We start from the raw sequence: 441 nt of genomic DNA, 5'->3' as shown, positions 1-441 counted from the left end.
CCACGTTTTCTGCTTGTTTACGCCATATTACACAATTAATAAAGTCAGCTTCACGCTCACCTTGTTGATTCGCAAATGCGCGATTCACAGCTAACGTAAAAGTAGCTACTGCAACACCATTGGGCGTGTAACGTAAGTCAGGGTCCTTAGTTAAACGACCAACGAGGATAACACGATTCATCAATCGAACCACTCTCCCTTATATATCAATTATTTTTCTTCTTCTTTAACAACGATATGACGAAGGATGTCTTCGTTGATCTTAGCTAAACGGTCGAATTCGTTAATCGCTTCTGCGTTAGATTTCACGTTTAAGATCATGTAGAAACCTTCACGTAAGTCGTTGATTTCGTAAGCTAAACGACGCTTACCCCACTCTTTCGTGTTAATGATTTCTGCACCATTGTTTGTTAAAACACCTGCGAAACGTTCAACTAAAGC

1 protein-coding gene and 1 pseudogene are annotated in these 441 nt (G+C 40.1%); both read right to left on the bottom strand.

The window, feature by feature from the left end:
* Window positions 1-184 (bottom strand): annotated as a pseudogene (gene ssbA, locus FE392_RS22950) (single-stranded DNA-binding protein SsbA); the annotation flags it as partial.
* A 26-nt stretch (window positions 185-210) separates the two neighbouring features.
* Window positions 211-441, bottom strand: a 231-nt coding sequence (gene rpsF, locus FE392_RS22945; RefSeq protein ID WP_319931987.1) for a 30S ribosomal protein S6, incomplete at its 5' end; no start/stop codon positions are given.

This window comes from Xenorhabdus santafensis, assembly GCF_033949405.1.
Classification (GTDB): Bacteria; Pseudomonadota; Gammaproteobacteria; order Enterobacterales; family Enterobacteriaceae; genus Xenorhabdus; species Xenorhabdus santafensis.
The sequence above is the reverse complement of the archived record's forward strand: the minus strand, read 5'-3'. Positions and strand labels throughout refer to the sequence as shown.